Here is a 26,683-nt window from a genome sequence, read left to right on the forward strand (position 1 = left end):
CGTCCAGGAGGAACCATGACGAATCACCTTCTCGCACCTGCGCACCACGTGAAGGAGCGGTTGTCCTCTGTGATCATGGTCCCCGCGCCTCACGCCGTCGACGACAGATGGCGTCGATGGAGCCGGGACTGGCCGGTTCGTGAACTGGCACCGGCACCCGCGGGCAGTGGATTGAAAGCCGTCCGGGGGGATGCCGGACTGCCCTTCGTAGGTCACACGCTCGACTACATCCGATTCGGCTCGGATTTCAGTCGAGAGCGCTACGACCGTCTGGGTTCGGTGTCGTGGATGGGCGCGTTCGGCACCAAGATGGTGGTCATCGCCGGCCCTGACGCCACTCGAGAGGCGTTCACGAGCGAAGCGAAAGCATTCTCTCAGGATGGCTGGTCCTTCCTGATCGACGCCTTCTTCCATCGCGGTTTGATGCTCATGAGCTTCGACGAGCACTTGATGCACCGGCGCATCATGCAGGAGGCGTTTACGCGTCCGCGCCTGACCGGATACGTCGAACAGGTAACGCCATGCGTTCGCTCGGCAGTGCCTGCGTGGCCGGTGGGCCCGTCGGTTCGAATCTACCCACTGTTGAAGGAACTCACCCTCGACATCGCTACCGACGTCTTCATGGGCGGCCGCGGCAAGGACGAGAGCGATGCTGTCAACAAGGCGTTCGTCGCTACGGTCCGGGCGGCGAGTTCCCTTGTGCGTGCTCCGCTTCCGGGAACCAGATTCCGCGCTGGTGTGCAAGGGCGGCGCGTTTTGGAGGACTACTTCTTCCGGCATCTGCCGGCCGCGCGAGCCGGTGAAACGGAGGATCTGTTCGCTGCTCTCTGTCAAGCCACGACCGAAGACGGGGAGCGGTTTTCCGACGAGGATGTGGTGAATCACATGATCTTCTTGATGATGGCGGCCCACGACACCTCGACGATCACCACCACAGCGGTCACCTATTTCCTTGCCAAGTATCCGCAGTGGCAGGAGGCTGCGGCTGCGGAAGCCGCGGCCATCGGTGACGGGTTGCCGGACATCGAGGCCCTGGAGAAGATGACGGTCATCGACCTCGTGATCAAGGAAGCGCTCAGACTGCTTGCACCTGTTCCGCTGGTGATGCGCAAGACGGTTCGAGATGTCGCCATCGATGGATATCACATCCCCTCGAACACGTTATGCGCTATAACGCCTGCCGTGAATCACTTCGATCGAACGATCTGGAGTGATCCGGAGCGGTTCGATCCCTCACGTTTCGACGAGCCTCGGCGCGAAGACCAACACCACCGATTCGCCTGGGTTCCGTTCGGAGGTGGAGCGCACAAGTGCATCGGCATGCAATTCGGGACGCTCGAAGTCAAAGCAATCCTGCACAGGATGCTGCGTTCGTTCACTTGGAAGGTTCCGGAGAACTATCACGTCCGATGGGACAACACCTCGCTGCCCATTCCGGTGGACGGACTTCCGTTGGAGATGAAGCGCCGATGACCGTCGACCACAGCCCCTACCTCGAACCCACGGAGTTTCTTGACTGGCAACAAGATTCGGTACGTGACTTCGTGTCATCGGCGATCCGTGGTGCCTGCGGCGACACCGAGAAGGCCATCGCCATCTTCACCGCGGTCCGTGACTCCATTTGGTACGACCCCTACACGGTGACCGACAACCCGCACGCGTATCGCGCCAGCACCGTCGCGACCGCAGAACGGGCCTACTGCGTCCCGAAGGCCGTGCTCTTGACTGCAGCGTGCCGAGCGGCGGGAATCCCGGCGCGGCTGGGGTTCGCCGACGTCCGAAACCACCTCCAGACCAAGGCATTGCGCGAGCGGATGGGTGGTAGCGACGTTTTCGTCTACCACGGCTACAGTCTCATGTTCCTCAACGGTGCGTGGGTAAAGGCCACCCCGGCGTTCAATCGCGAGCTGTGCGCACGCTTCGGTGTCTCGCCGATCGAATTCGACGGCCGTAGCGACGCGCTACTCCATGGTTTCACCGCTGACGGCACCCAGCACATGGAGTATCTGCGCGACCGGGGAGCCTACGACGATCTACCCCTAGCAGACATCCTGCAAGCACTGAGAACGCATTACGGCACATTCATCGATCAGCCGAACAGCCGTCCCGACCTCTTCGCCTGAAAGGGCACTACACGATGCAAAGCACAATGCAAAATGTTCCGCTCACGGTGTCGGCGATCGTCCAGCATGCGGCAGCCATACACGGTGACAGCGAGGTCGTCACTCCGACCGGAAATGGATATCGGAGAACGCCTTACCGCATTGTGCTGGCGCGAGTGGCTCGCCTTGCCAATGCGCTGCGCAGTCTTGGCGTCACGGCAGACCAACGCGTGGCCACCTTCCAGTGGAGCAACCAGGAACATCTGGAGGCCTACTGTGCGATTCCCTCCATGGGCGCGGTCCTGCACACGCTCAACATTCGTTTGGCCCCAGAGCAACTGGCGTACATCGCCAATCACGCGAGCGATCAGATCGTCCTAGTCGACGCTTCGGTTGCCCCGTTGTTGGCGCGCGCGCTCCCAGCGATGGCGTCGGTGCACACCGTCATCGTCACCGGAGAGGGCGACCTTGCCCCGCTCCAGGGATGCGGGAAGACCGTTCTGCGTTACGAGGAAGTGCTTGCCGGCCAAGAAGAATCATTTGACTGGCCTGAGCTCGACGAGCTGTCCGCCGCGGCCATGTGTTATACGAGCGGTACCACCGGAGATCCCAAAGGCGTCGTCTACAGCCACCGTTCGACGTACCTTCACTCCCTGACCGCCTGCACAGCTAACGCTTTGTCAGTCAGCGAGGCCGACCGTGTGCTGGCCATCGTCCCAATGTTTCACGCCAATGCGTGGGGGCTTATTTACGCAGCGTTGATGTCCGGTGCGGATCTGGTACTGCCTGACCGGTATCTCCAAGCCGAACCGTTGGTGTCGATCATCGAAGACACCAGACCGACCTTGGCCGGTGCAGTGCCGACGATCTGGAACGATGTCGACCGATATCTGGATTCGCACCCTGAGCGGGACATTTCTTCGTTACGGCTGGTCGCGTGCGGGGGGTCTGCTGTTCCGCTTTCGTTGATGCGGGCATTCGAAGAGAAGTACGACGTGCCCATTGTGCAGGCCTGGGGTATGACCGAAACCTCTCCGTTGGCGACCGTTGCACGTCCGGCTCACAGAGCCGACGCGACGCGGCGCTGGGAGCTGCGCGCATCCCAGGGCCGACCGATCTGCGGTGTCGAAATCCGGTTGCGGGACGACGACGGGAAAGACGTGCCGTGGGACGGGCAATCAGTTGGGGAGATCCAGGCGCGCGGTCCCTGGATCACCGGGTCCTATTTCGGAAACAACGATACGGAGAAGTTCGACGAAGGATGGCTGCGTACCGGTGATGTGGGCAAGATCGACGCCGAGGGCTATCTGACACTGACCGACCGCTCGAAAGACGTCATCAAGTCAGGTGGCGAATGGATCTCCTCGGTGGAGCTGGAAAACACGCTGATCGGCCACCCTGCCGTGTACGAAGCGGCGGTAGTCGGCGTCGCGGACGATAAATGGCAGGAAAGGCCGTTGGCGCTTGTCGTCGTCCACCCCGGAACCGACGTTGACATTGACCAACTCCGATCGTTCCTTGCGGACAAAGTCGCCAAATGGTGGATTCCCGAGCGATGGAGCTTCGTGTCCGATATTCCGAGGACGAGCGTCGGAAAGTACGACAAAAAGGTCATCCGTGCGCGCCACTCTGCCGGCGAATACCTCATCGAAATCGAAACGTCATAACGTCAAATCCCTGGAATTCCAACAGTCGGAAGGTAATCATGTCCTCACCAATCTCTCCCTGGATGAATGCCGAATTACTCGAGCTTCGTGACCTCGCTGCGAAGTTCTTCTCGGCCGAATTGGCGCCGCATGCGAACCGCTTTGCAGACCAGCACCACGTCGACCGAGAACTGTGGAACCGAGCAGGCGAGCTGGGCCTGCTCTGCATGTCTATACCTGAGGAATACGGCGGAGGCGGTGGCACTTTCGCGCACGAAGCGGTCGTGCTTGAAGAGCAGGCCCGCATAGGTGACAGCTCATGGGGCGCGGGACTGCACAGCGGAATCGTCGCCCACTACATCCTGCAGTACGCGACTGAAGAGCTGCGCGCGCAGTGGCTTCCCAAGATGGCGTCCGGTGAAATGATCGGGGCGATCGCCATGACAGAACCGGGGACCGGGTCCGATCTGCAGAGCGTCAAGACAAAAGCCCTCCTGGACGGTGACGAGTACGTGATCACCGGCTCCAAGACTTTCATCACCAACGGCCAACAGGCCGACCTCATCATCGTTGTTGCCAAGACAGATCCGAGCCAGGGCGCTGCGGGCATCTCTTTGATCGTTGTCGAGGCTGACCGGGCGGGATTCCGGCGCGGCAAGGTTCTCGACAAAATCGGCCAGCGCGGCCAGGACACCTCCGAGTTGTTCTTCGATGAAGTGAGAGTTCCGCGCTCGCATCTACTGGGCCAGTCTGAGGGACAGGGCTTCATTCAGCTGATGACGCAGCTGCCACAAGAGCGACTCATCGTCGCGGTGGGGGCTGTCGCAGCGATGGAACTTGCCCTGGAGCAGACGCTCAAGTACACGCGTGAGCGGGAGGCGTTCGGTCGGCCTGTCTTTGGCTTTCAGAACACCAAGTTCACGCTGGCTGAAGCCGCGACAGAAACGCGCATCGCACGAGTGTTCCTCGACTACTGCATCGACCTGCACCTTGCGGGTCAACTCGACGTGCAGACCGTCGCCATGGCGAAGTGGTGGACCACTGAGCGAGCGATGAAGGTACTCGATGACTGTATGCAGCTTCACGGCGGATATGGCTACATGACCGAGTACCCCATCTCGAGGTTGTGGGTGGATCAGCGCGTGCAAAAAATCTATGCCGGCACGAACGAGGTGATGAAGGAAATCATCTCGCGTTCCCTATGACTCAGAGGAGTTGCCGCCCGCACGTTAGTCATCTAGAGGAGGAGGACTGATGGCATCGATGGTGGTGCCGTATCGCCACGACATGGGCGGCCACTGCGGATCGGGGGCTCTTCGGGATTTGACCGAATGGGCCGGGATCCGTTGGGGTGATGACACCCCGGACGAAGGCATCGTGTTTGCTCTCGGCGGGGCCCTCGACTTCTCGTATGTTCGCTCGGCCCACCTACGTCCACCGATCTACCTCGTTGGACGCAGCGCGGACCTCGAAGACGAATACTTGACCCGGTTGGGCGCGCGCTTCGAGTGTCGTTCGACAGACGACCCCGATCTCGGGTGGAAATGGGTGACCGAACAGATCGATGCCGGTACGCCGGTCATGGTGTGGACTGACATCGCCGAATTGCCCTATCTGAGAACGCGTCTGAGTATGAGCCGGCACGATGTCGTGATCGTAGGGTACGACGACGACGAGGAACTCGCCTTCGTGGTCGATAACGATCGCGATACACCTCAAGCCGTGCCTTACGAGAATCTACGGAAGGCGCGGGCATCGACGGGATTTCCCGTCCCCACGCGGCACACCACCTACGTAGTCGAGTGGCCCGGCGCGGCACCAGATCTCGGCAATGCTGCCCGGTCGGCCTTCCGTAGGTCCGCGGACGCGATGCAGGGTTCGTGTGTGAGCGCGCCGATCACCGAGGACTCCGATTGTGAAATTCAGGTGCGTGGGCTACCAGGGGTATCGACTTTTGTGGAGGATCTCAAGCGGTGGCCGAAGATCTTTGACGACGACACCCTCGACGGAGCCTTGTTTGCGCTGAGCGCCTTCATCGAAAAAGCCGGAACCGGAGGCGGTCTGTTCCGAGATCTGCAAGCACGTGGATGTCGGCGCGTCGCTGAAGAGTTGAGTTTCGAACCTGCGTTTAAAGCAGCGGAGGCTGCAAAGACCGCATCTGAGTTGTGGACCGCGGTTGCGCACGCCGCTTATGACCGCGGTGCAGATCCGCACCGAAGAGCGAGCGGCGCCGCGTCCGTGGCTGCGCAATTGCCGACAGCCGAACGTCGACTCGCGGAGGCGCTGAGGGAGGCAGGAGATCTACTCCTATGAGTTCTGATTGCTTCGGAGCAAGCCGAACTGGTTGCGACCCAGCAGATTTATTTGAGCGCTTTGAATTGTGTCATAGGAAGGGAGAATCACGATGGCTGTCTTCGCTGATGCGGAAGAGGTTTACCGCTACCTCGCCGGCATCTTTCGACGAGGTTTGGAGAACGAAGACCTTGCGAACAGACTTGCCGGGTCCGGGGTGGTGTTACGGATCCACTACACCGATCCGGATGCGGTAGTAACCGTGGATATGCCGGAGAAGGTCGTAGAGACCGGCGCGGACAGTGGCGTTACACCGAATGTCGAATTGTTCATGTCCGCGGATACCGGCAACAGGTTCTGGTTGGGGAAGGTGAACTTGACCATGGCGATGGCGAAAGGAACTGTACGAGCGAAAGGTCCTGTCACCAAACTGATCAAGCTCATACCGCAGGCAAAGAACCTCTTTCCGGAATACCGGGCAATCCTTGAGGCCGACAAGCGTCACGACCTGCTCAATGTGTGATGTCGGTGCGGTACCGCGCCCGGGCCCGGGTGAGCGGCGCGGGCCTCTGGGCGATGTGCCCGGAGATCATCCAGGACAGTTCGCGCGACCACCGTGCGCGGTCGGGATAACTACTCGAGAAGCGTAATTCGATAGAAGGGACTTCAACATGAAGACACGTGCGGCTGTTTTGTGGGGCTTGGAGCAGAAGTGGGAGGTCGAAGAAGTCGATTTGGATCCGCCAGGTCCCGGGGAGGTCCTCGTGCGGCTGGCGGCCACCGGCTTGTGCCATTCCGACGAACATCTGGTGACCGGCGACCTCCCGATCCCATTGCCGGTAGTGGGGGGTCATGAGGGTGCTGGCACAGTCGTGGAGTGCGGCGAAGGGGTTGAGGAACTGTCCGAAGGTGATTCTGTCATCTTGACCTTCCTTCCCTCGTGTGGGCGCTGCTCGTACTGCGCGCGCGGCATGGGCAATCTCTGTGAGTTGGGAGCGGCGCTCATGATGGGACCGCAGATCGACGGCACCTATCGCTTTCACGCACGAGGCGAGGACGTCGGGCAGATGTGTTTGCTCGGGACGTTTTCCGAGTACACAGTGGTGCCGCAGGCGTCCGTGGTCAAGATTGACGGCGGAATCCCCCTGGATCGGGCAGCCTTGATCGGTTGCGGCGTCACGACCGGTTACGGATCTGCGGTGCGGACTGGGGAGGTGCGCGCCGGGGACACCGTCGTGGTAGTGGGAGCGGGCGGAATCGGAATGAATGCGATTCAGGGCGCGCGAATCGCGGGAGCGCTGGCGATTGTGGCGGTCGATCCGGTGAAGTTCAAGCGAGAGCAAGCGAGCGGGTTCGGTGCGACGCACACCGCGGCCTCGATGGATGAAGCTTGGTCGCTGGTCAGCGATATGACGCTGGGCAAGCTGGCTGATGTCTGCATCCTCACCACCGATGTGGCTGAGGCCTCCTACACCGCGGAAGCGCTGGCCTTGGTCGGAAAGCGCGGGCGCGTCGTGGTCACGGCCATCGGGCACCCCGACGACTCATCGATCTCAGGATCACTGCTTGAAATGACGCTTTACGAGAAGCAGATTCGTGGCGCTTTGTATGGCTCATCCAATGCGCCGCACGATATTCCGCGACTGGTCGAGCTGTACTCCGCTGGGTTGTTGAAGCTCGATGAGTTGGTCACCCGCGAATACTCCCTCGACCAAATTAATGAGGGCTACCAGGATATGCGTTCAGGAAAAAATATCCGAGGGCTGGTCCGGTTCTGAAGAGCATCATGCCCACTGCTGGTCTCCATGTCCTTGCGTTGCTGCAGATCATGCGGCCGGGCCCCTTGGGTGGTTGGCGTCGGGTCCTTCTTTCCCGTCGTGAGGACGGCAAGCATCAGACACCTCATCGATCATCTATCACATTCTCTGGGAGGCTGAGATGACGGACGCTGGCACGACCACGGCAAGCAGGGATGGGGCTGCTCGTTTCGCTATCGCCCCGGAGGTGTGGACCACGCCGGAGCGACGAGCGCTGAGCCAAATGGCGCGGTCTTTCTCGGAACGTGAAATCGCGCCGAAGCTAGCGGAATGGGAGCACGTGGGTGAGATTCCGCGCGACCTGCATCTCAATGCTGCCGAGGTGGGGCTTCTCAGAATCGGGTTCCCGGAAGAAGTCGGCGGCAGCGGCGGCAATGCGATTGACTCTGCACTGGTCACTGAGGCCATCCTGGCCGCAGGCGGGTCCACTGGCGTCTGCGCCGCCTTGTTCACCCATGGCATTGCCCTTCCCCACATTGCCGCCAATGGCTCCGACGCCCTGATTCAACGATATGTCCGTCCTACGCTCGCAGGAAAGATGATCGGCTCGCTGGGCGTTACCGAGCCTGGGGCAGGCTCAGATGTCGCGAATCTGCGCACACGCGCGGTGCGCGAGGGGGACACCTACGTGGTCAACGGAGCAAAGACGTTCATCACCAGCGGAGTTCGAGCGGACTTCGTTACTACGGCGGTACGCACCGGCGGACCGGGTTACGGTGGAGTTTCATTGCTTGTGATCGACAAGAATTCGCCTGGATTCGAAGTGTCCCGCCGGTTAGACAAGATGGGGTGGCGATGTAGCGACACCGCCGAGTTGTCTTTCGTCGACGTTCGCGTACCGGCTGACAACCTGGTGGGGGCAGAGAACAGTGGGTTTTTGCAGATCATGCAGCAATTTCAGGCTGAACGGCTCGGCATCGCCGTCCAGGCGTACGCGACGGCGGGTCGGGCTCTCGACCTTGCCAAGAGTTGGGCGCGGGAACGTGAAACGTTCGGTAGACCCTTGACGGGGCGCCAGATCATTCGCCATAAGCTTGCGGAGATGGCTCGACAGGTCGACGTGGCGTGCACCTACACCCGTGCGGTCATGCAGAGGTGGCTAGCGGGGGAGGATGTCGTTGCCGAGGTGTCGATGGCCAAGAACACCGCTGTGTATGCGTGCGACTACGTGGTCAATGAGGCGGTTCAGATCTTCGGTGGGATGGGCTACATGCGTGAGTCTGAGATCGAGAGACACTATCGAGATTGCCGAATTCTCGGAATAGGCGGCGGCACCAACGAAATCATGAACGAGGTCATCGCCAAACGTATCGGACTCTAGCTACTTGATTGAATCGCCCTGACTTTCCCGGAGGCTCGGGTTATTGGATTCCGGCCAGGGGTTGGTCGGTCCCATGTGCATCGTGGAACGCGGCTTCGAACTCGGTGGGTGGGATGTCATTAAGGTAGCTGTGTAAGCGGCTGGTGTTGTGCCAGTACACCCAGCTCAGGGTCGCGAGTTCGACGTCCTCGACGGTCTTCCACGGCCTGGTGCGGACTGGCCCGTAGATCAGCTCCGCCTTGTAGTAGCCGTTCACCGTCTCCAGGGCATTATCGTAGCTGTCTCCGATCGTGCCGATCGAGCGGACCGCTCCGATCTCGGCGAGCCGTTCGCCATAGCGGATAGAGGTGAATTGCGATCCGGCATCGGAGTGACATGTCAAGCCCGGCAATGTGTTTCCGCGTGACCAACGAGCCATCTCCAACGCATCCAGCACCATGGTGGTACGCATGTGCGACGCTACCCGCCAGCCCACGATCATCGGGTCTGCTGCACCAATAGGTGACATCTGAGTTGGCTTGCCCAAAGCGGGCGGGCTGGAAGGATGTCAGTGTGCCTAGGCCCTACCCCCGTGAATTTCGCGACGACGTCGTCCGCGTTGCCCGTAACCGCGACGACGGGGTGACGATCGAGCAGATCGCCACCGATTTCGGCGTGCACCCGATGACGTTGACCAAGTGGATGCGCCAAGCCGACGTCGACGAGGGCGCCAAGCCAGGTAAGAGCACCAATGACTCCGCTGATCTGCGCGAGCTACGACGCCGAAATCGGTTGTTGGAACAAGAGAATGAAGTCTTACGGCGGGCAGCGGCGTACTTGTCGCAGGCCAATCTGCCGGGAAAAGGGTCTACCCGCTCGTAAGTGAGCTCGCCGCCGACGGGATTCCCGTCGCGGTGACGCGCCGGGTACTCAAGCTCGCCCGCCAGCCCTACTACCGCTGGCGGGCAAATCCCATCACCAATGCCGAACTCGTCGAGGCATACCGCGCCAACGCCCTGTTCGACGCGCACGGCGAGGACCCCGAGTTCGGCTACCGCTACCTCGTCGAGGAGGCCCGTGAGGCCGGCGAGCCGATGGCCGAGCGCACCGCCTGGCGCATCTGCTCACAGCAGCAGTTGTGGAGCGTGTTCGGCAAGAAGCGCGGCAAGAACGGCAAACCAGGACCGCCGGTGCACGACGATCTGGTCCAGCGCGACTTCACCGCTGAAACGCCAAACATGTTGTGGCTCAGCGACATAACTGAGCATTATACCGGCGAGGGCAAGCTCTACCTCTGCGCGATCAAGGATGCATTCTCCAACCGCATCGTGGGTTATTCGATCGACTCCCGAATGAAGTCACGCCTGGCGACCGCCGCGCTGCGCAACGCGGTCGGCCGCCGTGGGGTGGTCGCCGGCTGCGTGGTTCACACGGACAGAGGGTCGCAGTTTCGAAGTCGAAAGTTCGTCCAGGCCCTGCACCATCACGGCATGGTCGGCTCAATGGGACGTGTCGGCGCGGCCGGCGACAACGCGGCGATGGAGAGCTTCTTCAGCCTGCTGCAGAAGAACGTCCTCGACCGCCGCCGCTGGGCCACCCGAGAGGAGCTGCGGATCGCCATCGTCACTTGGATCGAACGCACCTACCACCGACGTCGCCGCCAAGGCGCCCTCGGCCGGTTGACCCCCGTCGAATACGAAGCCATCATGACCACGACGGCCAGTCAGGCCGCGTGACCGAAATTGTCACCTGATCGTGCAGCAGACCCACTTCCTGATAGAGCTTGGCACAGGCCTCTTTGGTAGGTGCACCGTCCTCGCGTGAGTCAGATGCATCGGGGTCGGGAGGCATATTAGACACGGCACGACCTTAGGACGGCGGTCTCACATGTCACGCCGACGCGCCGTTTGCTGTGGTGGGTCTGCTTCCGCAGCGCGGGGACAATATGGAGACCTTTCGGTCACATCGGTCACATCTGTCACAGGCAGCAAACACTCCGAAACGACAACAACCCTGCCTGAGCATTGCGTTTGCATGGTGCGCCGTCAGGGTTTCGAACCCCAGACCCGCTGATTAAGAGTCAGCGGCTGTCAGCGATGCCTGGGCTACCGGCGTCGCCGCGAAAACGTCAGAGTAGCTCTATCTGCTCAGGTTCCTCGACGCTAGGCCCGTTAAACTCCACCAGCGTATGACGGATCAATGGACGGTTTGTACGCCACTGGTTGGTCGAAGTCAAACAACCAGAACGCTATTTATCGACAATAGGTTGTTTGACAAGTAGTCACTGAGTAGAGTAACAGACGTGCTCTCTGCTTCGATTCCTGCCCGCTTGGTCGACGCAGGCGTGCGGATGGTGACTGGTGATGCACACAGCATCACATACCGAATCGATGGCCGCGCCGTAGTAGCGGACCTGGTTCTGGCAGAACGTGTGCCATCTCCGGCCGCAGTCCTTAGTCGTGTGCGCCGCCATCCAGGCCGCCGCGTATTCGTGGTGTGCGAGACCATCTCAGATGAGGCACGTTCAGCGCTCCTGGCTCAGGCTGACGTGGATCTCAGCGTCGGCAGCACCGGCGAACTGGTGCTCTCCGGGCGAACCTACCGAACGCCAACACCAGGACGGCCGCCCCGCGCCGCCAGCGAGCGCAGCTGGCGGCGGCGGGCGGCTGAACGGGTCTGTGTGCTTACGCGCGGTCACCTCCGCCAACGCGACATTGCCGCGGCCATCGGAGTTAGCCAGCAGGCGGTGTCCAAAATGACCGAGAAGGATCCGCTGCCGGACACGCCGATGACCGAGGCTGCGCGCCGGGAGCTCCTGGTGAAACTGGCATTGGTACCTGCGGACAGCGGACTTGTCGAAACGTACTGGTATGGAATGGATCCGGTAGTGGAGCAGGTGCGCAGTGCGACCCGACTCGGCGCCGAGCTCACCGTGCCGATCCTTGCTGGCGGCGAGGTCGCCGCCGACGTCCTGCGACCGTGGCAGGTACCAACCAGAGGTCTGGTCTATGCCAAAGAACTGGTCGACCTCTCCGAGTTCGGTTTGGTGGAGGCCACCGCCGAGGAAGCGACCTTGACTGTGCGGGTTCCCGCCGACCCGACCGTCTGGACGACCGCGGCCTGGTGGCGGCGGGTTCGTGATACGCAGCGTTCCGACATCATCACTGTGGATCCAGTGATTGCGCTTCAGGACCTCAGCGGCGGTGCCGATCTTGGCGACGGTGCACCGCAGCATCTCAGCGACTGGATCGTGCACCGGTGACCGGAACAGCATCGGTGCAAATCGCCTGCACTGCGGTGGCCGACGACAACGGAATGCGTGCACTGCGTGACGTGGCCGCAGTCACTGCCGACATCGAGTACCGCGTCATCGGCGGTCACATGGTGCGACTGCTGCGGCACGTCTACAACGTGTCGGGCATACCGCGACTGACCTCCGACGCAGACACCGGGATCGACGTCAACGTGGCGTCCACCGGGAACCTCCACGATCGACTCACCGCACTGGGGTACACCGCTGAGTGCGGCAACCGCTACGAGCGGGGTGAGCAAGCGGTCGACCTCTTAGTTCCCACCGCAGCCAAACCAGGCAAGCGGATCATCGGCGAACGAGCCTTCGACGGAGCGCCAGGGCTGCGGTTGGCGCTCGCCCTACCGCCGATCGAAGTCGCCGTCACAGCCCGACTCACCGACGGCGACACGGTTGAGTTCGAAATTCCGGTTCCCGACGTCGAGGCAGCATTCGTGTTGAAGATGCTGGCACGTACCGTTCGCGACTCCGAACGTGACCTCCAGGATATCGAGACACTACTGGAGATCGTCGCGTCACAACCCGATTACCACGCTTCGCCGTGGCGCCTGGGCGACCCCAAGATCACAAAGGCCGGCGAGCGCGGCGACGCTGCGCGTGTGGCAGCGCAGATGATCTCCAGTCCGCCGACGAGGGTGCCGGCCAGAGTGCGGGCGCTGCTCCGGCGCCATGTCGCCATCGTGTCGCGATGACGCACCAGCAGACAGTCGTTCGTTTCCGTGCGGCTACGCCGAGCGAAACGGTTTCGGTCTCGACGGAGCCGGCAAATGCTGAGCCGGAGCATTGACATGGCTGCTGGCTGCGCGGGTCCCCACGCCGGTGGCAATAACGGCTAGGTCGTTGTCGGCGGAGCGGCGTAGTCTAGTTACATGGATGTAGTTCCCGCGACGCCTGCCAACCTTGATAATGGTACGTCCTCGCCGGGACCTGGCGAATTCGCCGCGCAGGTCTATCCAGCAGCCGAGCGCGAGGCGGCTGGCCCGCGCCCCGAGCGCTTCCAGGTCCTCGCTCTCGATGGAGGGGGCGCCAAGGCGTTGTTCACTGCGCATGTGCTTGCACGTCTGGAGCAGGATCTGGGCGTTAGGATCACCGATTCCTTCGACCTCATTGCTGGCACGTCGGCGGGCGGCATCGTCGCACTGGGTCTCGGTGCGGGCCTCACGCCGAAGGAGATTGTCTCCCACTACGAAGAACTGGTCGAGAAAGTCTTTCCGGCGTCGAGGCGGCGAGGATGGCGCCGACCACGGCAGCTGAGATCGCCCATCTATGACGCAGAGGCGCTGCGGCAAGCGTTGACCGGCGTCCTCGGAGCCCGACTCCTTGGCGACAGCACGAAGCGACTCGTCATTCCCGCGTGGGATGTACAACGCGGGGCCGTGCACATCTTCAAGACTCCGCACCACACACGGCTGACCCGCGACTGGCGCATACCGATGGTGGACGTTGCACTGGCGACCTCGGCGGCGCCGCTGTACTTCCCCGCGGCGTACGTCGACGGACACAGGCTCATTGACGGCGGAGTATGGGCCAACAACCCGGCTGTCGTCGCGATCGCCGAGGCCGTCAGCATGCTCGGTGTTCCTCTCGACGCGATTACCGTCCTCAACGTCGGCACCATTGATCAGCTGACCGATCACCCCAAGCGCTTGGACCGCGGCGGACTCTTACACTGGGCAAGACCGATTGCCCCGCTGATCCTTAACGCCAGCAGCCGTGGCGGACAGGGCCTCGCCGAACACTTGATCGGCAAATCCAACTACACGCGCTTCGACGCTCTAGTGCCCGGCGGCCTCTACGCACTGGACTCGGCGGACCCAAAGGACGTGGCCGGCCTCGCTGCCTCAGTCAGCCGAGAACTCAGCCCTAGCTACACCGCGAAATTCGCTGACCACCAGGCGCCCGCATACACACCGGTGAACGGACGCCGACACCGCGACGATCCGGGCAGCATTTCACACACGGAGGCCCCCAATGCAACTCGCTGACCACTTCAACGTCTTGCTGAAAGACACGGTCAATCTCAGCCAGTTCAAACTGGACCTACTCAACCAGCGCGTCGAAGCCATCTACAAGGCACTCAAAGCCGACGTCGAAATCGGTGCGCTGATCACCGGCAAGACGCCGCAAGGCTCCTGGGCACACCGCACGATCATCAACCCCGTCGGTGACAACGAGTTCGACGCCGACTTCATGCTCGACATGAGCCAGAACCCGGACTGGGCCGACAACCCCAAGACCTACATCGATGAGGTCTACGCAGCCCTGCATCGGCACAGCACCTACGGCACCATGCCGCACTCACGTAAGTGCCGCTGCGCGCGGCTCGTCTACGCCAACTCCATGCACGTCGACATCGTCCCTCACCTCAACCTGGCCGACGGTCGAGAGGTCATCGTCAACCGCGACGACAACGAGTGGGAGCTGACGAACCCGCAGGGTTTCACCGATTGGATGAAGAAACAGGACTCTATCGCCAGCGGGAACTTACGCAAAGTGATCAGACTCATGAAATACCTTCGTGATCACAAGAATTCGTTCACCGGCACACGTTCAGTCCTGCTGACCACCATGCTGGGGGAGCAGGTAACAGACTTGCGCAAGCTCCTGGACCCGAGTTACTACAGCAACGTCCCCACAACTCTTCTTCATGTCGTGCAAGACCTCGACACCTGGTTGCAAGCGAACCCGATCAAGCCCTCCATCGCCGACCCGTCCGGTTCCGGCGTGACGTTCGACCACCGGTGGGGACCAGACCCCGAGAGCGCTCAGGCGACCTACAGCTACTTCCGTGACCGAATCCACGTGCATGCCGCCGACATCGAAGCGGCCTACGAGGAGAAAGACAAAGACCGCAGTGTCCAGCTGTGGCAGAACATCTTCGGCGACGGATTCAAGGCGCCGGCCACAACAACCGCTAGCGCGAAGTTTCCAGCAGCCACCTCTGCCGCGGACTCAACAGTGGGGCGCTCTGGTCGGGCAGGGTGACCAGACGCCACCAGCCCACGCTGACGGGCTGGCAGAAGCATCTCCTCGCCGAACTCAAAGCGCTAGCGCAACAACGTCCCAACGAAATCCAGGTCCGAGGAAGACCCACGCTCGACGCTAGCGGCGAGGCGTCGCTCCGCATCTCGCTACGCACGGCCGCCATCCCGCATCATCCGGGTGGCCTGCAACTTCAAGAGACCGAGGAGTTCATCCTTCAGCTTCGCCCCTCTTCGTACTCGCTACCGGCTATCGACGTTGATCACACTCGGTTTCTCGGCTACCCCCATGTGCTCGCGGGTCAACGACTATGCATCTATTTGGATCCTTCACGGGAATGGCAGCCGACGCTTGGTGTGGCCGGCCTACTCACCCGCCTTTGGGACTGGCTCGTCGACGCGGCCGCCGGAAACTTCGACGCCGCCACCGCCATGTACCACGCTGTTGGCGGAGTGCCGCATCAGGCACATGACACACCGACGATCGTTACCCGAGAACCCGGACCGGCGAAGCGCCACCAAACGGCTCACCTGATCGCCCGGTCAACGCACCGATACGACCTGACGTACTCGCCTGGAGCTGCCGGGCATCGCGTACCGGTAATTACCCTGGCCACCGCGCTGCCGTTCGGTGCCGCATCCACATTCGCGCTACTGCTTGCTCTCCTGGACGACCCCTACCTTGACCGCCTCGAAGGACGGGCTCCCCGGATCGCACCGCAATCGCCGGCGTTCCTCACCGCCCTCCTGGCGAGTGCGTTACGAAATCACCACGACGCCGAGCAATACTTCGTCCTCGCCGTGCCGCACCCCGCTGGAGGCCCACCCCACCTCTTGGGCGGACGGCTCCCCACCCCAACGGCGAATGCGCTCCGCGAGGTCGCGCAGCAACGGGGTGTGGGGGTTGTTCTCGACCCCGCGAAGATCAACACTGAAATCCCGATTGAGTGGTGCAGGATGTCCGACGAACGACCCGAAGTGACAACCCGCCGCGACGACGGCCGCCCCGTGAACGGATTTCAACGAAAGACTGTCCACATCTGGGGCTGCGGCGGGCTCGGATCATGGATCGCCGAATTCATCGCTCGCGCAGGAGCATCGGAGATCACCGTGTGCGACCCTGGCATCGTCACCGGCGGCTTGCTCGTCCGACAAAACTACGTCGAAGACGACATTGGCCGTTCCAAAGCCGAGGCACTCGCTGGACGGCTCCGCGCGATCCGTGATGACCTGACGGTCACCGTCGCAGAAGGGCACCTCCCAGAAGACCACACGTCATGCCTGGCAGCGGATCTCATCATCGACGCCACAGTGAACAACGGCATCACGAGCTGTCTCGATGCGTTGGCAACTGCGCCGACGCGAAAGGCATTGATCGCTCAGGTCGCCACAGACGCTCGCTCTGGCACGCTCGGCCTAGCCGTGCTGTGCGCCGCAAGCGCAACAGCGACAGTTTCCAGCATCGATCAAGACGCTGGCCGAACAATCCAGGGCGACAGCGGACTTGAGCTCTACCACACGCTGTGGCAAGAACCCAGCGATGACGAACTTATACCAACCAGGGGCTGCTCGGTCCCCACATTCCACGGCTCGGCAGCCGACCTCGTAGCGGTCGCAGCCACACTCGTCAACCTGATCGGAAGCCACCTCCAACAACCGGACTCCGCGGTTTCGGGCACACACCTCATCGCTCTGCCGCACGCGGCCAGCGGCCCCCGACACCACTTCCTCCCCGGTGTAACGCACCCCATGGATCACACAGCAGGGACAGAATGAGGGCAACGGAACGTCAACGCAATGCCCCATCAGAGGGCGTCATTGTCGAGCGTCTTCGCACCGAGGCAACCAACTGGATCAACGCCGTGGCGCTCCAATCAGGACGCATCGACCGACGCTTCAACAAGCGGCACGCCGACCACGTGGAACTCCAAACTCTTGAACGTGACCTGCACTTCTTCCTGTTAGCGGCGGTACGCCTTCGCCGCTGTATCGAGCAGGTGTCTCGATACCAGTAAAGAAAGTTCTCACATCGCAGGTCAGCGACGGTCAGGCTATTGGTCCGGCCTGCCGCTCGCGGCGTCTCGATGCGGCGAGCAGCGAGGGCAGCTGCGCCTCGTCGTGATGCCAGCGCTGTGGCCTGCGACTTAGTTCCGGCGCCGGTCGTGGGTGCATGCATGCGTGGCGGCGGACGGAGGGCGGAGCGCAGGGAGCGGCGCGGACGGGAGCGCCAGCGGACGGGAGCAGAGCGAGCGTAGCGAAGCCTGCTGGTGGCCGCCGGTTCCTGCGGGTCGCGGGTGTCCAGGATCTGCGCCATCAGCCGCGACGGGGCTGCGGCATGGTGCTGGGGCTCGTAGGCTGGCGGTTGTGAGCGTAGTTTTGGCGCAGCGTGCACGGCGCGAGGCCGAGGCGCGGCTGGCTGAGCAGCCGCGGCGGTTGGCGCATGTCCGGGGGGTCGCGACGACTGCCGAGCGGTTGAGCCGGCGTTTCGATGCTCAAACGGCGGACTGTCTGGTCGCGGCGGGGTGGTTGCACGATATCGGTTACGCACCGTCGGTGCGCCGGACCGGTTTTCATCCCCTTGATGGAGCGGAGTTCGTGCGATCGGCGGGTTTCGGGGAGCTGGTCGCTTCCTTGGTGGCCTTTCATACCGGAGCGCACGCGGAGGCTGCCGAGCGGGGCTTGTCGGGTTTGTCCGCGTTCAGCGATCCGCCCAGCAATGTCCTTGATGCGTTGACTTTTTGCGATCTGACGACTGGACCTGACGGGGCGCCGATATCACCGCGAGATCGACTACGCGACGTGTTGGCGCGTTATGGATCCGAGGACCCGGTGCACCGGGCGGTCGACGCGGGCCGCGACGAATTGTTGGCGGCGGTCCGGCGAGTACGCGACTGGCTGTAGCCCAGCGGTCAGCCGAGGTAGGGGCTGTCGCGGCGTTGCAGGTAGTGCTCGACGCGCAGTCGCATCGACGGATGCATATCCAGGCCAGCGATGTCGTCGGGGGCAGTCCAGGCGATGTCGGTGCTTTCGTGGTCGATGGCGAGGGTCCCGCCGAGCACCGTGGTGGCGAACAGTAGCGAGAATTGTTGGCGCACTTCGCCATCGGTGAACGCGACCACGTGGTGGGGGTTGGTGTAGACACCGACCAGACCCGTGACTTCGACGTCGAGCCCGGTTTCTTCTTTGACTTCCCGCACGGCGGTGTCGGCGATGGTTTCGCCGATGTCGTGTCCGCCGCCGGGTAACGCCCACAGGGTGTTGTCGCGGCGTTTGATCAGCAGAATACGACCTTGTTCGTCGGTGACGATGGCCGAGGCGGACGGAACGACACTGTTGGGCGCCGGGGCGTTGGGGTCATTGTAGTAGTCGGTGCGCATCGGGGGTCAGCCTTTCGCGGTCAGCGGTCTGGCGCGGTTCCAGACCTGGGTGAAAGCGTCTTCGAGGGTGGTCCAGAGCCTTGGCTCATGGTGACGTGACAGAACCAGCACAGGGTTGTTGCGCCCGGGTGAGCCGTAGATGTGGAAGTTGACAATCATGGCGTCATCGACCCGAAAGATCGACGTGTAGAGCGCGGTGTCGTGGGTGCGAATGTCCAGCCCCGGGGTACAAGCGTGAGGGGCGAGCAACTCCACCGACGTGCGGCAGCGGGCGATGACAGCCTCGCCGATCCCTTCCTCCTCACCGCGCAAGATCGTGGTCGCAGTGTCGGGATCCCCGACGAGAAACCGCACCGACACACCGCGGGCGGCGGCGGCGAGCAGGGTGTCGAGGAATCCGTCGAGGGTGTCGAACAGGAACGTGGCCGCGAGCACGAGGATGTCGATGCCGGTGGTGGCGTCGGCGAAATGCTGCTGCCACGTCGTGATCGGCAGCTGAGTACGGCTGGCATACAGGGTCGCGGTGAATGGCCCACCCGCAGACGCTGTTGTCACTGCACGGGGGGTAGCGGCCGGGTACTGCTTGGGCCACAGGTCATGCGGAGTGCAGTCGAGCACCTCGCTGGCGCTGCGGGCGTTGTGTTCGCGAATTCTGTAGTCGCTATCGGCCAGCCAGCGTCGCACCGACTTGATATCGACACCCACCGCGGTGGCGAACCGCTGCGAGGACAGACCTTTGGCCTGTAGCCGCTGCGCGAGGCGATCGTTGGGAGTGATGGCGGCCTCGGTGCCGTCCTGCTCGTCCATCGTGTCAGCGCACATCTTCCCGTGTCGTCCGTATCCATCCTTCAGCGCGTGGTGTCTAGTTTGCCATGCGATTGCCGCCACCCTGCGGCGATAGTGTCGGTGTGATGTCCGTGGGTATGTCCGGCCGTGTCCGAAATGCCCGTGGATGTGTCGGAAATGTCGGCACATGTCTCTCGCAACGTCCGTGATGTCCACGTGAACTGAATCCAGCGCCGGACCGGCGTCAACATCTCACGAAAGGACTAGTAGGACAATGCGTTTGAGAATCGATACGTCTGGAACTCGTTTTATCGTCACCCGCGCTCCGGAGCCACGGCTGAACTTCGAAACCGGCGCCCCGAAAGTCGACACCGCCACCGGGATGCCGATGTACGCCACCCAGGTCCTCGCGCTGGATGACTCCGGCGGCGAAGTACTCAATGTCACCGTGGCAGGAGACCCCAAAGTTACAGTCACGCAGTCTATTTCGGTGGTTGGTCTGGTGGCCATCCCGTGGGCCCAAGGTGATCGCAGCGGGGTGGCGTTCCGCGCTGATGCCCTCACCCCCGCCACCGCCAGTGGTGCTGCGCCGAGTGAGCAGACACGCCCGCAGAAGTAACCCCAAGCGGGTGTGGGGTGCGGTGAACCGATCACCGCACCCCGCCACCCCGGGCATTGCTGTTGACCACACGCTCACGGAGGGCATCTCTCATGACATCGAACAATAAGAACACCACCAACAGTGGATCAGGCGATGACGACTGGTTCGGAGAACTGGTCATGTCGCTGTTCACCGCAGCCGGGTATGTGCTCTGGTGGGCGGTGCTGTTCCCGGCGATCAACGTGCCCATCATCGCCAGCCTCGTGCTTGCCATCAGCCACGGCCCACGCGTGGGCCTGATCTGCGCGATCGTGTGCAGTGCCGGGTATGCGGGCTGGGCCTGGCTCCAACCGGGGTCATTTCGCGCCTGGGTGACCGAACCGGTACGGCGGCGCTGGCTCACGTGGTCGCGCTACACCCGCACCTGGGAATCGACCTGCACCTTGCACGGCCTGACGGCCACACTCGGCGGCCGCACCCTCACTCCCACCCTGCGCACGGTGACAATCGGTAAAACCACCGATGTGCTGGCGGTGCGCATCGTCACCGGCCAGTCCGTGGCAGATTGGCATAAACAGTCCGACGCGCTGGCCGCCGCGTGGCGCGCCGACCGCATCAGCATCACCGCCACCTCGCCTGGCGAACTGCGCATCACTTTAATGCGGGCAGACGTGCTCGCTGAACCGATCGTCCTGCCCATGCCCGCCCCGGCAACCCCGGTGGACCTGGCGCTGGTGCGGGTCGGGATCACCGAAACGCGGCATTGGTGGCAAGTGCCGCTGCTCGGTCACCATGTGCTGATCGCCGGGGCAACCGGCGCAGGTAAAGGCTCAGTGCTGTGGTCGTTGATCGCCGGCATCGCCCCCGCGGTGAAGACCGGACTGGTGCGGTTATGTGTCATCGACCCCAAAGGTGGCATGGAACTCGGTGCCGGAGCACCCCTGTTCACCGTGTTCACCCACGACGCCACCGACACCACCCTGGAGCTGCTACGCCAGCTCGTCACGGTGATGCACGCCCGGGCGAATCGTCTGCGCGGCCACACCCGACTACACACTCCCACGACGTCGGAGCCGTTGTTCGTGGTAGTGATCGATGAAATCGCAGCACTGAGTGCGTATGTGACCGACCGCAAGGTCCGCACCGAAATCGAACAACTCCTGGGCCTCCTGCTCTCGCAAGGCCGCGCAGTCGGCATCAGCGTCGTCGCCGCGGTGCAAGACCCCGCCAAAGACACCCTGCCGTTAAGGCAGCTGTTCACGGTGCGGATCGGGTTGCGCCTGACTGAAGCCACCCAAACCACTATGGTCCTGGGACAGGGAGCACGCGATGCCGGCGCCGAATGTGACCGCATCCCCGACGCGACACCGGGTGTTGGCTACATGATGGTTGACGGCACCGCCTACGCCCAGCGGGTGCGGGCCTTCCACGTCACCGACCACGACATCACCGCGCTGGCCACTCGGTTCCGCCGACCCCCGAGCCGACCGAACAAGACCCACCAGCCACACAACACCGATACCGGGCACACCGTGGGTGAGGGCAGCGGTGAATAGCTCCATGACATCGGCGCAGCTTGCCCTGCCGGGTGTTCCGGATACAGTTGATACCACCCGAGTGGTCGAGCAGATGGTGCGCCGGGCCGCGTCGATGGGATACCAATCCTGGTGGCGACGAGCAGAATCCGTCGGATTCTGCGCTCACCCCATCCAGCTGATCGGTACCGATGAGTACGGGCGTCAGCGGGTGGTGTGGACGCGGTGCAACAACCGTCGCGCCCACATTTGCCCGTCGTGTTCAGATCTCTACGCCCGCGACACCTGGCAACTCGTGCACGCCGGCGCTGCGGGAGGCCACCACGGCATGCCCACCGCGGTGGGCGATCATCCGCAAGTTTTCCTCACCCTGACTGCCCCCAGCTTCGGGGCCGTCCACACCGCCACGACGTCGGGGGACAAGAAAGCGCAGGTATGCCGAGACCAGCACCGGATCGGCGGCTACCGCCGCTGCCCGCATGGAAAACAATTGTGGTGCAGCATGTCCCATGATCATGGCGACGAGCGGGTCGGTCAGCCGCTCTGTCCGGAGTGCTACGACTATGCCGGGCATGTCCTGTTCGCCTGGCATCTTCCCGAACTGTGGCGACGCTTCACCATCACCATGCGGCGCACCCTCCGCAAAGAACTGAAAGCCACCGGTGTGGATCCGGATGCGGTGCGGGTGAGCTTCATCAAAATCGTCGAACTGCAAGCCCGCGCCATCCCACACATCCACGCCCTGATCCGCCTGGACCCCCAAGACGACCCCGATCAGACCGATTGGGAATCACCCATCGGTGCAGTCGAACTCGCCACCATCATCCAACACGCCGCCCGCACCGTCACGCTCACCATCGACGATCCGACCGCTGATACCGATGCGCGGACGATGCGTTTCGGCACACAGATCGACACCCAACCCCTCGCCGCATCCGCAAAACCAGTGAAAAGTGCTCCACCAGAACCAGAACCAGAACCAGGGTCAGGCTCAGGACGGTCCATGTCTGGCCGGCTGGTGGCACGCTATCTCGCCAAGTATGTCACCAAATCCTTGGTAGACCTCGGAATCAGCGCGCGCCGCCTATCTACGGAAGCCATACCCGACCTGGACGTGTCAGAGCATGTGCGGACCATCCTGACCACCATCAGCGATCTCGCGGACAAAGGACTGTCCGGCATCGGGCGGTGGTTGCACACCCTCGGATTCCGCGGCCACATCACCAGCAAATCCCGCCGTTATTCCACTACCATGACCGTGCTGCGCGAACAGCGCGCCATTTGGACGCGTGAAGAACGCTTGAAAAGCACTGCATACCAATACGATCCCAACTGTGACTTCGCCGGTCGCGATGATCTGGTGGCGTGGGAGTTCGAACGTGCCGGCCTCGGCAGCCTCGGCGATCGCAGTCTCGTCTATTCCGCGGCCCTCCAACGCATCCACTCCCGCCTCATCGGACTGGTAGAAGCACGTCGCCAAGCCCACAACGAACAATGGGATCCGCTAGGGGCAAGCGATGGCTGAAAGATGCCCGACTACGACACATGCTCGCTCCGAGTGTGACGTTCGAGTCGATGCTCCGAACATGTCAGAGGGAGGTGTTGAAATTGACCTGCCGAACCGGTATCGGCTCCCGCGCGAGGCCAACCGCGCGCTGGTAAACGTCATACTGGCTATGCGGGACCGGACGCCTAGATCAGGGAGGGGAGTGGCATGAGCCTCAGGTTCGCCTTCTATGGCCGAGTGAGTACCGAGGACGCCCAAGATCCGGAGGCGAGCCGCAGCTGGCAGAAACGTCGTGCCATCGATCTGATCAGTCCGCATGGCGGCGTCCTCGCCGCCGACTACTTCGATATAGGCCAGAGCCGGTCGCTTCCCTGGAAACGCAGGCCGGAGGCTTCACGTCTGCTCGCAGATGTCACTTCTCGTGGCCGTGGCTTCGATGCCGTCGTGATCGGGGAACCTGCTCGCGCGTTCTACGGACCGCAATTTGCGCTCACCTTCCCGGTGCTCACGCACTACGGGGTCGGCCTATGGGTGCCTGAAGTTGGCGGAGCGGTTGATCCCGGATCCGAGGCACACGACCTCGTGATGACGCTCTTTGGCGGAATGAGCAAGGGAGAACGTGCGCGAATCCAGATGCGCGTGCGTACCGCGATGTCGGCACTCGCGCAGGACACAACCAGATACCTCGGCGGTCGCCCACCGTACGGTTATCAACTCGTCGATGCCGGCCCGCACCCAAACCCCGCCAAGGCAAGTCTTGGGCAGCGTCTTCACCGCCTGGAGCCTGACCCCGAGACCGCCCCGACCGTCGAGCGGATCTATCGCATGTATGCCGATGGTGCTGGCTTGCGCTTCATCGCACAGCAGCTCACCGACGATGGAGTGCCATCACCGAGCCAATACGACCCGGCACGGAACCGGCATCGTGACCCACGTGGATGGTCCCATTCGGCGATCCGCGCCATTCTCGACAACCCTGCGTACCGCGGTATCCGTGTCTGGGGCAAGCAGGAGAAGTATGAGGTCCTTTTGAACCCCGATGATGTCGCCGCGGGATATGAGACTCGCATGCGGTGGCGCGATCGGGCCGACTGGATCGCACCCGATCGACGCACGCACGAAGAGCTGATCCCTGATGAGCTGGCGCAGGCTGTTCGTCTCCGGATGCAGGCGCGGCGTGGTCCCGGTCGCGTGTGCAGCAGAGAATCGACAGTGCCGTATGCGCTGCGTGGGCTGCTGTTCTGCGCCGCATGTGGACGGCGAATGCAGGGCGCCGCCCGGCCGGGGAAGCAAACAACGCGGATCCTCTACCGTTGTGAGTTCGGCAAGTCACGTTCTGTACCTGTGGACCTGAGTGATCATCCGCGCACCGTCTATCTCCGCGAAGACGCAGTGACAGCGCGACTCGACGAATGGATCGCCACTCTGGCCGATCCAGAAGACCTCGCACGCGGGCAAGACGTGGACCCGGCGGCCGGACCTGGCTACGCCGCCTTGCAGCGCCAGCTGAGCGAGGCGAATGCCAAAGTGGCTGCCTTGATCACCGCCGTGGAGTCTGGCGTGGCCGTTGAGGATCTAACTGCTGCGTTGCGTCAACGTACCGCCGAGCGCGACGAGCTGAGGGCACGCGTTGAGCGAGTGGAGCGGCCCCGCGCCATGTGTGCCGCCGAGATCAGTGAGTTAGTTAAGGAGTTAGGCGGACTGTCGGTCATCCTCGGCGCGGCAACCGGAGCTGAGCGCGCCGAGGTGTACGCAAGCTTGGGCCTGCGTCTCGACTACGACCCGCATCTTCGGCGAGTCACGGCGACTGCCGACCTGAGTCGTGTCGCCGGATGTGTCCGAGGGGGGACTTGAACCCCCACGCCCGTTAATAGGGCACTAGCACCTCAAGCTAGCGCGTCTGCCATTCCGCCACTCGGACCTCTTGCTCCAGTTTGGGCACGTAGGCGGAATTTCCGCGCTGTGCTCAAACCAAGTGCGGGCACTATGGCCCGTGGTTGCCGTCATAGGCTAGCGGAAACCCTGCACAAGGCCCAAACCGGTTGCCTGCGCCCGGTGGGCGGCGTCCGACGATGGTAGGAAAGGTAGTTGTGACTTCTGTGAAACCGGCGCCCGAGGATGAGGTCGTCGAACTGGTCAGCACGCTGATCCGTTTCGACACCTCAAACACCGGAGAGCTGGAGACCACCAAGGGCGAGGCTGAATGCGCGCGGTGGATCCAGCAGCAGCTGGAAGAGGTCGGCTACACCTGTGAGTACGTCGAGGCGGGCGCGCCCGGCCGTGGAAACCTCTTCGCGCGGCTGGCCGGGGCCGACAGGGAGCGCGGCGCTCTGCTCATCCACGGTCATTTGGATGTGGTTCCGGCCGAGGCTGCCGACTGGAGCGTGCACCCGTTCTCCGGCGCGGTGACCGACGGCTATGTGTGGGGACGCGGCGCCGTCGACATGAAGGACATGGTCGGCATGATGGTGGCCATCGCCCGCGACTTCAAACGATCCGGGACGGTTCCGCCGCGCGACCTGGTGTGGGCCTTCGTCTCGGATGAGGAGAACGGTGGCAAGTGGGGCTCTCAGTGGCTCGTCGACAACCGCCCGGACCTGTTCGAGGGTGTCACCGAGGCCATCGGAGAGGTGGGCGGCTTCTCGCTCACCGTGCCACGCAAGGAAGGTGGTGAGCGGCGCCTGTACCTGCTGGAGACGGCGGAGAAGGGCATCGCGTGGATGAGGTTGACCGCCAAGGCGCGGGCCGGCCACGGCTCCATGGTGCATGAGGACAACGCCGTTACGGCGGTCGCCGAAGCTGTCGCCAAGCTTGGTCGGCATCGGTTCCCGCTGGTGTTGACCGAAGCGGTCACGCAGTTCCTTGCCGCGGTCGCCGAGGAGACCGGTTACGACTTCGACCCGGACTCACCGGATCTGGAGGGTACCGTCGCCAAGCTGGGCTCGATCGGCAAGATTGTCGGCGCGACCCTGCGTGATACCGCCAACCCGACCATGCTCAAGGCCGGCTACAAGGCGAATGTCATTCCGGCGACCGCCGAGGCCGTCATCGATTGCCGGGTGCTGCCCGGACGGCTGGAGGCCTTCGAGCGTGAGGTCGACGAGATCATCGGGCCCGACGTCGAACGCGAATGGGTGCAGTTGCTTCCTGCCTATGAGACGACGTTCGACGGCGACCTTGTCGATGCGATGAATGCCGCAGTGCTCGAATTCGATCCCGAGGCCCGCACGGTGCCGTACATGCTTTCCGGCGGTACTGATGCAAAGGCATTCGCCCGGTTGGGTATTCGATGCTTCGGTTTCGCGCCGCTGAAGCTGCCGCCCGAACTGGATTTCGCTTCGTTGTTCCACGGTGTCGACGAGCGCGTGCCGGTCGACGCATTGACTTTCGGTACCAAGGTTCTTCAGCACTTCCTGCTCAACCACTGAT

Annotated in this window: 23 protein-coding genes, 1 tRNA gene and 1 pseudogene; 21 read left to right on the forward strand and 4 right to left on the reverse strand. The window is 62.6% G+C overall.

Translation table 11 applies throughout. The annotated features are described in order from the left end of the window. The first annotated feature begins 15 nt into the window (after nt 1-15). The 8 genes from HBA99_RS10340 (at nt 16) to HBA99_RS10375 (ending at nt 9,178) form a co-directional block, all read left to right on the forward strand. The gene (locus HBA99_RS10340) at nt 16-1,473 is read left to right on the forward strand and encodes a cytochrome P450 (protein ID WP_011560575.1); all 1,458 of its coding nucleotides are present in this window, start codon (nt 16-18) and stop codon (nt 1,471-1,473) included. Continuing rightward, nucleotides 1,470-2,123 carry a transglutaminase-like domain-containing protein gene (locus HBA99_RS10345; protein WP_011560574.1) on the forward strand — a complete coding sequence of 218 codons (654 nt, stop codon included), beginning with the start codon at nt 1,470-1,472 and terminating at the stop codon, nt 2,121-2,123. The genes HBA99_RS10340 and HBA99_RS10345 overlap by 4 nt, the downstream gene beginning before the upstream one ends. Nucleotides 2,124-2,149: 26 nt before the next feature. Continuing rightward, nucleotides 2,150-3,769 (forward strand): fatty acid--CoA ligase, encoded by a 1,620-nt coding sequence (locus tag HBA99_RS10350; protein ID WP_017205326.1) that lies wholly within the window; start codon nt 2,150-2,152, stop codon nt 3,767-3,769. 38 nt (nt 3,770-3,807) lie between these two features. Then, the gene (locus HBA99_RS10355; RefSeq protein WP_005086582.1) at nt 3,808-4,953 is read left to right on the forward strand and encodes an acyl-CoA dehydrogenase family protein; all 1,146 of its coding nucleotides are present in this window, start codon (nt 3,808-3,810) and stop codon (nt 4,951-4,953) included. Between the two features lie 49 nt (nt 4,954-5,002). After that, nucleotides 5,003-6,061 carry a BtrH N-terminal domain-containing protein gene (locus HBA99_RS10360; RefSeq protein ID WP_005086581.1) on the forward strand — a complete coding sequence of 353 codons (1,059 nt, stop codon included), beginning with the start codon at nt 5,003-5,005 and terminating at the stop codon, nt 6,059-6,061. A 91-nt stretch (nt 6,062-6,152) separates the two neighbouring features. Beyond that, nucleotides 6,153-6,563, forward strand: coding sequence for an SCP2 sterol-binding domain-containing protein (locus tag HBA99_RS10365; protein ID WP_005110592.1), 411 nt, complete (start codon nt 6,153-6,155; stop codon nt 6,561-6,563). Between the two features lie 148 nt (nt 6,564-6,711). Next, nucleotides 6,712-7,818, forward strand: a complete 1,107-nt coding sequence (locus tag HBA99_RS10370) for an NDMA-dependent alcohol dehydrogenase (protein ID WP_011560572.1) — start codon at nt 6,712-6,714, stop codon at nt 7,816-7,818. A gap of 160 nt (nt 7,819-7,978) precedes the next feature. Continuing rightward, entirely contained in the window at nt 7,979-9,178 is a 1,200-nt protein-coding gene (locus tag HBA99_RS10375) for an acyl-CoA dehydrogenase family protein (RefSeq protein WP_011856018.1), read from the forward strand. A 40-nt stretch (nt 9,179-9,218) separates the two neighbouring features. On the opposite strand, the pseudogene HBA99_RS10380 reads toward HBA99_RS10375, so the two are convergent. After that, nucleotides 9,219-9,662 (reverse strand): annotated as a pseudogene (locus HBA99_RS10380) (DDE-type integrase/transposase/recombinase); the annotation flags it as partial. Between the two features lie 68 nt (nt 9,663-9,730). On the opposite strand from HBA99_RS10380, the gene HBA99_RS10385 reads away from it, so the two are divergent. The 8 genes from HBA99_RS10385 (at nt 9,731) to HBA99_RS10420 (ending at nt 18,349) form a co-directional block, all read left to right on the forward strand. After that, a protein-coding gene (locus HBA99_RS10385; protein WP_225323256.1) for an IS3 family transposase occupies nt 9,731-10,893 on the forward strand; the annotation gives its coding sequence in 2 pieces (ribosomal slippage) (nt 9,731-10,015 and nt 10,018-10,893; 1,161 coding nt in all). A gap of 614 nt (nt 10,894-11,507) precedes the next feature. Next, nucleotides 11,508-12,419 carry a hypothetical protein gene (locus HBA99_RS10390; protein ID WP_017205323.1) on the forward strand — a complete coding sequence of 304 codons (912 nt, stop codon included), beginning with the start codon at nt 11,508-11,510 and terminating at the stop codon, nt 12,417-12,419. After that, nucleotides 12,416-13,159, forward strand: a complete 744-nt coding sequence (locus HBA99_RS10395) for a nucleotidyl transferase AbiEii/AbiGii toxin family protein (protein ID WP_011560566.1) — start codon at nt 12,416-12,418, stop codon at nt 13,157-13,159. The genes HBA99_RS10390 and HBA99_RS10395 overlap by 4 nt, the downstream gene beginning before the upstream one ends. 177 nt (nt 13,160-13,336) lie before the next feature. Next, the gene (locus tag HBA99_RS10400) at nt 13,337-14,452 is read left to right on the forward strand and encodes a CBASS cGAMP-activated phospholipase (protein WP_011560565.1); all 1,116 of its coding nucleotides are present in this window, start codon (nt 13,337-13,339) and stop codon (nt 14,450-14,452) included. Then, entirely contained in the window at nt 14,439-15,452 is a 1,014-nt protein-coding gene (locus HBA99_RS10405) for an SMODS domain-containing nucleotidyltransferase (protein WP_005110610.1), read from the forward strand. Before HBA99_RS10400 ends, HBA99_RS10405 begins: the two co-directional genes overlap by 14 nt. Further along, on the forward strand, nt 15,449-17,224 hold the full coding sequence (locus tag HBA99_RS10410; protein ID WP_011768281.1) for a ThiF family adenylyltransferase: 1,776 nt from the start codon (nt 15,449-15,451) through the stop codon (nt 17,222-17,224). Before HBA99_RS10405 ends, HBA99_RS10410 begins: the two co-directional genes overlap by 4 nt. After that, a complete protein-coding gene (locus HBA99_RS10415; protein WP_005110614.1) occupies nt 17,221-17,463 on the forward strand; it encodes a hypothetical protein in 243 nt (80 codons plus the stop codon). Before HBA99_RS10410 ends, HBA99_RS10415 begins: the two co-directional genes overlap by 4 nt. A gap of 349 nt (nt 17,464-17,812) precedes the next feature. Beyond that, nucleotides 17,813-18,349, forward strand: coding sequence for an HD domain-containing protein (locus HBA99_RS10420; protein ID WP_005110615.1), 537 nt, complete (start codon nt 17,813-17,815; stop codon nt 18,347-18,349). A gap of 8 nt (nt 18,350-18,357) precedes the next feature. On the opposite strand, the gene HBA99_RS10425 is transcribed toward HBA99_RS10420, so the two are convergent. Continuing rightward, nucleotides 18,358-18,825, reverse strand: a complete 468-nt coding sequence (locus HBA99_RS10425; RefSeq protein WP_005110618.1) for an NUDIX hydrolase — start codon at nt 18,823-18,825, stop codon at nt 18,358-18,360. Nucleotides 18,826-18,831: 6 nt separating this feature from the next. Continuing rightward, nucleotides 18,832-19,632 carry a hypothetical protein gene (locus HBA99_RS10430; protein ID WP_011560562.1) on the reverse strand — a complete coding sequence of 267 codons (801 nt, stop codon included), beginning with the start codon at nt 19,630-19,632 and terminating at the stop codon, nt 18,832-18,834. A gap of 253 nt (nt 19,633-19,885) precedes the next feature. On the opposite strand from HBA99_RS10430, the gene HBA99_RS10435 reads away from it, so the two are divergent. From HBA99_RS10435 to HBA99_RS10450, 4 genes are all read left to right on the forward strand, one after another. Continuing rightward, nucleotides 19,886-20,230, forward strand: a complete 345-nt coding sequence (locus HBA99_RS10435; protein WP_011560561.1) for an SCO3933 family regulatory protein — start codon at nt 19,886-19,888, stop codon at nt 20,228-20,230. Nucleotides 20,231-20,322: 92 nt separating this feature from the next. Continuing rightward, a complete protein-coding gene (locus HBA99_RS10440; RefSeq protein WP_017205322.1) occupies nt 20,323-21,768 on the forward strand; it encodes an FtsK/SpoIIIE domain-containing protein in 1,446 nt (481 codons plus the stop codon). Between the two features lie 4 nt (nt 21,769-21,772). Further along, nucleotides 21,773-23,272 carry a replication initiator gene (locus HBA99_RS10445; RefSeq protein WP_011560559.1) on the forward strand — a complete coding sequence of 500 codons (1,500 nt, stop codon included), beginning with the start codon at nt 21,773-21,775 and terminating at the stop codon, nt 23,270-23,272. A 189-nt stretch (nt 23,273-23,461) separates the two neighbouring features. Beyond that, the gene (locus HBA99_RS10450; RefSeq protein ID WP_011560558.1) at nt 23,462-25,108 is read left to right on the forward strand and encodes a recombinase family protein; all 1,647 of its coding nucleotides are present in this window, start codon (nt 23,462-23,464) and stop codon (nt 25,106-25,108) included. Here HBA99_RS10450 and HBA99_RS10455 read toward each other — a convergent pair. Next, a tRNA-Leu gene (locus tag HBA99_RS10455) sits at nt 25,090-25,175 on the reverse strand. The genes HBA99_RS10450 and HBA99_RS10455 overlap by 19 nt on opposite strands. Before the next feature lie 178 nt (nt 25,176-25,353). On the opposite strand from HBA99_RS10455, the gene HBA99_RS10460 reads away from it, so the two are divergent. Further along, complete coding sequence (locus HBA99_RS10460; protein WP_196327687.1) at nt 25,354-26,682, forward strand: M20/M25/M40 family metallo-hydrolase; 1,329 nt, start codon at nt 25,354-25,356, stop codon at nt 26,680-26,682. The last annotated feature ends 1 nt before the right edge of the window (nt 26,683 follow it).

The organism is Mycobacteroides chelonae (genome assembly GCF_016767715.1).
Classification (GTDB): Bacteria; Actinomycetota; Actinomycetes; order Mycobacteriales; family Mycobacteriaceae; genus Mycobacterium; species Mycobacterium gwanakae.